This is a genomic window from Chloroflexus sp. (assembly GCF_034435895.1).
In the GTDB taxonomy this organism is placed as follows: domain Bacteria; phylum Chloroflexota; class Chloroflexia; order Chloroflexales; family Chloroflexaceae; genus Chloroflexus.
This window is the reverse complement of record NZ_DAOTWH010000099.1, coordinates 1-6701: the sequence shown is the minus strand read 5'-3', so window position 1 is coordinate 6701 and position 6701 is coordinate 1. Positions and strand designations below refer to the sequence as shown.

6 protein-coding genes are annotated in these 6701 nt (G+C 60.7%); 5 read left to right on the top strand and 1 reads right to left on the bottom strand.

Annotated elements, in window-relative coordinates; genetic code table 11:
• The 3 genes from obgE to U9R81_RS05960 form a co-directional block, all read left to right on the top strand.
• The coding region (gene obgE, locus U9R81_RS05970) for a GTPase ObgE (protein WP_322494600.1) at nt 1-1184 on the top strand (1184 nt) is incomplete at its 5' end.
• Nucleotides 1181-2662 carry a S10 family peptidase gene (locus tag U9R81_RS05965; RefSeq protein ID WP_322494599.1) on the top strand — a complete coding sequence of 494 codons (1482 nt, stop codon included), beginning with the start codon at nt 1181-1183 and terminating at the stop codon, nt 2660-2662. The genes obgE and U9R81_RS05965, both read left to right, overlap by 4 nt.
• Nucleotides 2659-3489 (top strand): alpha/beta hydrolase, encoded by an 831-nt coding sequence (locus tag U9R81_RS05960; protein WP_322494598.1) that lies wholly within the window; start codon nt 2659-2661, stop codon nt 3487-3489. Before U9R81_RS05965 ends, U9R81_RS05960 begins: the two co-directional genes overlap by 4 nt.
• A gap of 2 nt (nt 3490-3491) precedes the next feature.
• Here the strand turns inward: U9R81_RS05960 and U9R81_RS05955 are convergent, their stop codons facing one another.
• A complete protein-coding gene (locus U9R81_RS05955) occupies nt 3492-4445 on the bottom strand; it encodes a tyrosine-type recombinase/integrase (RefSeq protein ID WP_322494597.1) in 954 nt (317 codons plus the stop codon).
• 631 nt (nt 4446-5076) lie between these two features.
• Between U9R81_RS05955 and U9R81_RS05950 the strand changes: the two genes are divergently transcribed.
• On the top strand, nt 5077-5235 hold the full coding sequence (locus U9R81_RS05950) for a hypothetical protein (RefSeq protein WP_322494596.1): 159 nt from the start codon (nt 5077-5079) through the stop codon (nt 5233-5235).
• 154 nt (nt 5236-5389) lie between these two features.
• Nucleotides 5390-6701, top strand: a 1312-nt coding sequence (locus tag U9R81_RS05945) for an RNA-binding domain-containing protein (RefSeq protein WP_322494595.1), incomplete at its 3' end; no start/stop codon positions are given.

Here is a 6701-nt window from a genome sequence, read left to right as displayed (position 1 = left end):
GCGGCCACGTTTATCTCGTCGCCGACCCTGAATACAATACCCTGCTGCATTTTCGCTATCAGCGCAAGTTTGTCGCTGAGAATGGCGGTCACGGCGGCAAGAATGCGATGCATGGCCGCAATGGCGCCGATGTCGTTGTGCCGGTGCCTCCCGGTACGGTGGTGCGGGCCACGATCGATGGCGTGACCTATACCGTCGATCTTGCCCAGCCCGGCCAGCGCCTGCTCGCTGCCCGCGGCGGGCGCGGCGGCTTGGGCAATATCCATTTTGCTACCCCAACCCGTCAAGCGCCGCGGCTCGCCGAGTTGGGCGAACCCGGCCAAGAACTGACGCTGGAGCTTGAACTGAAGATACTGGCGGATGTGGGGTTGGTCGGCTTTCCGAATGCGGGCAAATCGACGCTGCTCTCGGTGATCAGCGCTGCCCGGCCCAAGATTGCCGCCTACCCGTTTACCACCCTTACTCCCAATCTCGGTATTGTCGAGGTTGGCTTACAGCGGTTTGTGGTGGCCGATATTCCCGGTTTGATCGAAGGGGCGCATGCCGGCGTTGGTCTCGGTCACGATTTTCTGCGCCATGTTGAGCGCACGCGCTTGCTGATCCACATCATTGATGCCGCCGGGGTTGATGGCCGCGCGCCTTGGGATGACTACGAGCAGATTAATACCGAACTACGCCTGTACCAGCCTGAATTGGCTCTGCGCAAGCAGGTGGTGGCGCTCAATAAGGCCGATTTGCCGGCAGCCCAAGAAAACCTGCCCATCTTGCGCTCTCGCCTGCCGGTGGCGCCGGAGGATCTGTTTGTGATTTCGGCGGCAACCGGCGCCGGCATCGAACCGCTCTTGCAGCGGGTGGCCGAGCTGCTGCGCGCCGATCCGCCGCCCCGGCGCGAGCCGGTCGATCCCGATGAGCCGCCGCTCGAATGGCCGCTGCCGCCGGTTGATGAGAATGCCTTTACCATCGAACGTGAAGGCGATGCCTTCCGGGTGCGCGGGGTCAAGATCGAACGCCTGATCGCGATGAGCAATCTCGATCAAGACGAGGCGCTCGACCGGATTCAGCGCGTGCTCGAAGCGAGCGGCATTAACGAGGCCCTGATAGCGGCTGGCGTTCAAGATGGTGATCTGGTGCGCATTGGGCGCGCCGAATTGGTGTGGGATGATAGCGGACGGCATATCGCATGACAACAACCCAACCTGCTGCTGCTCCGGCGATGCCACCCGCCGATCAGCTTGTGCAGACCCAGCACACGGTGGTGATTAATGGCGTCGAGATCGCGTATACGGCCACCGCCGGCGTGATCATTATGAAGGAGGAGGCGGAGAAGGATGGCGTCAGCGCCGGTGAGCAGGCGCGGGCCGGGATCTTCTTCGTCGCCTATACCCGCGATGATGTGAGCGATGCTAGCCGGCGTCCGCTTACCTTTGCCTTCAATGGCGGCCCCGGCTCATCGTCGGTCTGGCTGCACCTCGGTTTGCTTGGCCCGCAGCGGGTGCTGATGACTGAAGAAGGGTGGCCGTTGCCGCCTCCCGGTCGTCTTGTGCCCAACCCATACTCGTTGCTCGATGTGAGCGATCTGGTTTTTATCGATCCGGTCAGTACCGGCTATAGCCGTCCCGTCGCCGGCGAGTCGGCCAAGCAGTTTCACGATTTTCGCAAAGATATCGAGTCGGTGGGTGATTTTATCCGGCTGTACACCAGCCGCTACGGGCGCTGGTTGTCACCCAAATATCTGGCCGGCGAGAGCTACGGCACCACCCGCGCCGCTGGTTTGGCCGGCTATTTGCAAGAACGGCACGGCCTCTACCTCAATGGCCTGATGCTGATCTCGGCGGTGTTGCACTTTCAGACCCTCTCGTTCGATTACGGCAATGATCTGCCGTACATGCTCTTTTTGCCGGCCTATACCGCCACCGCCTTCTACCACCGCCGGCTCGAACCGGAATTGCAACGTGATCTGATTGCGACCTTGCGCGCTGCTGAAGCGTTTGCGTTCGGTGACTATGCGCTGGCTTTGTTGCAAGGCGATCAGCTCGATCCGGCCACCTTCGATCACATTGCGACCCAACTAGCCCGCTACACCGGTCTCAGCCGCGACTATATTGCTCGCTCGCGCTTACGGATTCGCGACGACCGGTTTGTGAAGGAGTTGCTGCGCGATCAGCACCGCACGGTGGGCCGGCTCGACAGCCGGTTTACCGGTAGCGATCGCGACGCAGTAGGCGAGACGGTCGAGCTTGATCCGAGCCTCGCCGCGATTACCGGCCCCTACACTGCCGCGCTCAACCATTATGTGCGCGAGCAGTTGGGCTTTAGCAGCGATCTGCCCTACGAAATCCTCACCGAGCGGGTATGGCCGTGGAGTTTCAATGATCACCAAAACCGTTACGTTGATGTCGCCGAGACGCTGCGGCGGGCAATGCACCGCAATCCGGCGCTGCGGGTGCATGTCGCTAGCGGTTACTACGATCTGGCGACACCCTACTTCGCCACCCGCTATACGCTCAACCATCTCGCCCTCGATCCGGCGTTGCGCAGCCAGATCAGCGAGAGCTTCTACCCTGCCGGCCACATGATGTACATTCAGGAAACCTCGCTGTCTGCGCTCAAGGCAGTGCTGGCCGATTTCGTCGCTGTTGCGCCAGAGGGAGCAAGCCAATGACCGAACCATGCCGCATCAACGCTCAACGCCACGTTGTCCGCCTGAGCCATGGCCGGGTCAGCTTGCTCGAATGGCCCAACGCCGGCCCTACGGCCCTGCTTTGCCACGGCATCACCAGCAGCGCCGTTACCCTCTGGCGGTTGGGAGCGGATCTGGCCGCCGAGGGCTGGCGGGTGATTGCGATTGACATGCCCGGCCACGGCCAAAGCGATCTGAGCCCGGCCTACGATATTGATACGGTGGCGAACATAGTGGGTGATCTGATCCAGACCTTGGGCCTGAGCGACATAGCGTTGGTTGGCCATTCGTGGGGCGGGGCGACGACGCTGGCCTTGCTGAGCAGCGACCATCCGGCGCGGGCCGCTGTGCAGCGGGCCGTGCTGGTCGATCCGTTGATCCGGCAAGAAGCGGCAGTGGCCCCGTCGTGGCTGCCGCAGTTTAGCCGGGGAGTGGGTGAGCCGCCGGAAGTGACCTTGCCGATGTTGCGCGAGACTAACCCGGATTGGCATCCGTGCGATTACTATTGGAAGGCGCAGGCGTTGGCCGAGTGCCGCTATGAGCAAGTGGCTGGCTTATTCCTCATGCCGGAAGACTGGACGCTGGCGCCGCGGATCGGGCGGGTGCAGGCGCCGCTGCTGATCTTGCTGGCCGAGCCAGAGTACACGATCGTACCGCCGGCGGTGCAAGCCGAGCTACAGGCCGCCGCGCCGCCGGGTCTCGTGCAGATGCAGCTCATTCCCGGCACAAATCACAATATGCTGCGCGGGCCGGGGTATGGCCCAACATACGCGGCAATTCGCGCCTTCCTTGCCGCACCGTCGTCGTAACCTCACATCGCCTCGCGCCGGGGTGGCTTGTGCAGATTAGACGTCCGCTCGGCGGCTCGTGGCTGGTTGCGCACCAGCTCGGTGTAGCGGCGGGTCGAGCGTGGATCGCGATGGCCCAAAATCCGGCGCACCACCTGCTCTGGGTAAAACGTGATCAGCTCGGCGGCAGCGGTGTGGCGGAGATGGTGCAATGTGTAGCGCGGCTGCTCGCGCCCATCGACAATATCAATCAGCCGGGCCGTCTTGCATACCGCCACCCAGCGCCGGTGCAGCGTATCGTACGATGCGCGCGTGCCGCGCGACGACCGGAAGAGCGGCGTATCGGGCGGCAAATGCTCCATCTCGCGCACCCAACTGCGCAACCCGCGCAACGAACGCGGCATCGCGTCAGGGGTCAGCGCAATCATTCGTTTATTCCCGCTCTTGCTATCGCGCACCAGCAACATCTCGCGCCCCGGCTCAAGGATCACATCGCCAAGGTTGAGGTTGAGCACCTCGTCGGTGCGAATGCCGATCTCGCGCAACAAGGTGAAGATCAGCCGGTAGGGTTGCGGCGCGGTTGCGATCGCCTGATCCAGCGCGCGCAGTTCGGTCTCGTTGGCAATCGGTTGCGGATGGTGTTCGGTCGGAATCCGGCTGTTGATCTGCTCGACCGGATTATAGCTGACATACCCGCGTGCCAGCGCCCAGCGGAAAAACCGGCCTAGACTCGCAATCCGCCGGTTCGTTGTGCCCGGCTGTTCTTGCCGGCTGGCCAGAAAGTGTTGGATATCACTGGCGGTAATGGCCGCGAGATCTTTGCTCAAGGCGGTTCCTGCCGTCCGCAAATCGCACCGGTACGAGGTAATGGTGTTTTCGCTCAACCCATCTTCCTGCTTCAGATCGGCTAGAAATCGTTCTAACTCGCTGATGATGGTGCGCGCCTGCTGCAGACCGAATCCGCTAGCACTAGACATAGGACTCTCCTCTCTCCTGCCGCGATGACAGCGCTCGACAATCGATGTCATCTGCAGCGAGCTGCTCGCGGCGCCAGCCGATATGCCCGCCGGCGAGCGGTAGGGTTGCGATGCTGTCGCTTCCGCGGTGAAGCACAAGTGCTGGTTGTCGTATGGCGAGGGTCGCGATCCATGCAGGATCACGACCACCCGCCGCAATCTTCCCAATCGCGTAAAGTGTCTGCGCTGTGCTGAGCCACCTCAGTGCATAACCATTGACGCAAACTGATGCCGGGTCATCCGTCTTCCTGCTTGCCGGCATGCCAACCATTGCTTGCGCGCTCCCATCTGCAGCGCTTGCTGAGCGAGCCGGCGGGAAGACGGCTTGCTTGCCGGAGACAAGCCGCGCGTAGCGGCCACCCATTGCTTGCCGGTCACGGCCATCATGGTGCGGCCTCGGCGCGCAAAAGCGTTACATCAGCGTCATATTCAGCGTTACTTGCATTATAGCAAATGCTTTGACATCATGCTAGTTCTAAAAATGAATATTTTTGCTATTGATTAAATGTTGGCAATGGCTTTGAGTCAAGTTTGCAGCCAAATTAATGACCGCAACAGATTGTTGGGAAGCGTCAGCGGTCATGAGCTGGCTATGCTGCATTCAAGCAACGGCTGCGTCCTAGCGCCGGCGGGCGTGATCAGTCTCGCTGCCGTCGTTGACCAAGCAGGCGCCGCGTTGCCGGACTTTGCTGCGCGAGCAGCGGTTGGTGTCATCAACCTCGTGTTGATCTGGTATACTATCAGTACATAGGGAAAAGTGTGACTATGACCCTGCGCGGTCGGCTCACTCTATCGTTAGGAAGGAGGAGCTTCCTATCGTTTGATCACAAGAAGAGCCAAGATAAAAACAAAAAAGACAGAAAAACATGGCTAAAAAAGATCTGAATATCTAAGGTTTTCATAATATGAATGCAATGGGAGAAGCGCGCAACGGGATGCGCTGGATCCGGGTTGATTTGCATCTGCACACGCCTGCGTCTGAGGATTACGCCGAACCAAACGTTTCTTACCTTGATATTCTACAGGAAGCTGAACGGCGCGGCCTTGAAATCATCGCCTTTACCGATCACAATACCGTCGCCGGCTACGAGCAGTTTCAACGCGAGATTGAGTTTCTGACCACGCTCGAAAAGGCTGGGCGGTTGACCGGCGAGGAAGAGGCTCGCTTGGCCGAGTACCGCCGTTTGCTGGCCAAGATCACCGTATTGCCCGGCTTTGAGTTTACGTCACATTTTGGCGCGCATATTCTTGGTATCTTTCCACCCAATCGCCCGCTGAGCCTGATCGAAGCCACGCTGCTTCAACTCGGCATTCCCGCCGAGTCGCTGAAGGGCGGGGTGTGCAGCGTGGCCAATACCCGCCACGTCACCGAGGCCTACGAGATTATTCATCGCGCCGGCGGCATTGTGATCGCTGCCCATGCCAATGGCCCCAACGGCGTGATTACCGAGACCTTGCGCATGGGTACTAGCGGTCAAGCGCGGGTGGCGGTGACGCAAAGCCCCTATCTCCACGCGCTGGAGTTTATCAATTTCTATACCGATCACGAGAAGTTTACTTCACCCGGCTTCTACAACGGCAAGACCGAGCATTACGAGCGGCGCATGTTCTGCATCCAAGGCAGTGATGCTCATCGTCTGCGCCGCTTGGCCGAGTCTGACGCGCAGGCGACTCACCGCCACGGCATCGGCGATCGCTATTTCGAGGCGCTCTTGCCTGATCGTAGCTTTGAGTCGCTTAAGGCGCTGTTCACTAGCCAAGACTTTGACCGGGTGCGCGTGCCCAAGCGCGATCAGAAGCAGTGGTCGCTCGATGTTGCCCGCTTCAGCGGCAGTACCGATCGCCAATTGCTGCGCGCAGTGGCCGATCCATCCGCGGCGGCGGCGCTCTGGCCCGATGTGGCGGCGTTGGCGAATATCGGCGGCGGGGTGCTGATCGTGGGGTGCGATCCCGGCGGCAAGGTGGTTGGGGTCGAACGGCCCGACCAGATTACTGAGGCGCTCCGCCAAAGTGTGGTTGACAATCTGACCCCCGCACCCTATTTGTCGTTCGAGCTGATGCACTATGAGGGCCGTGATGTGATCCGGGTCGAGGTGAAGGTGAATGAACCGCCGCCGTATGTCGGCAACAACGGCACGGTGTATGTCCGCCGCGATAGCGAGACGGTGGCCGCTAATCGCAGCGAGATTATCCAGCTTTGCCGGCAGGGGGGGGGGG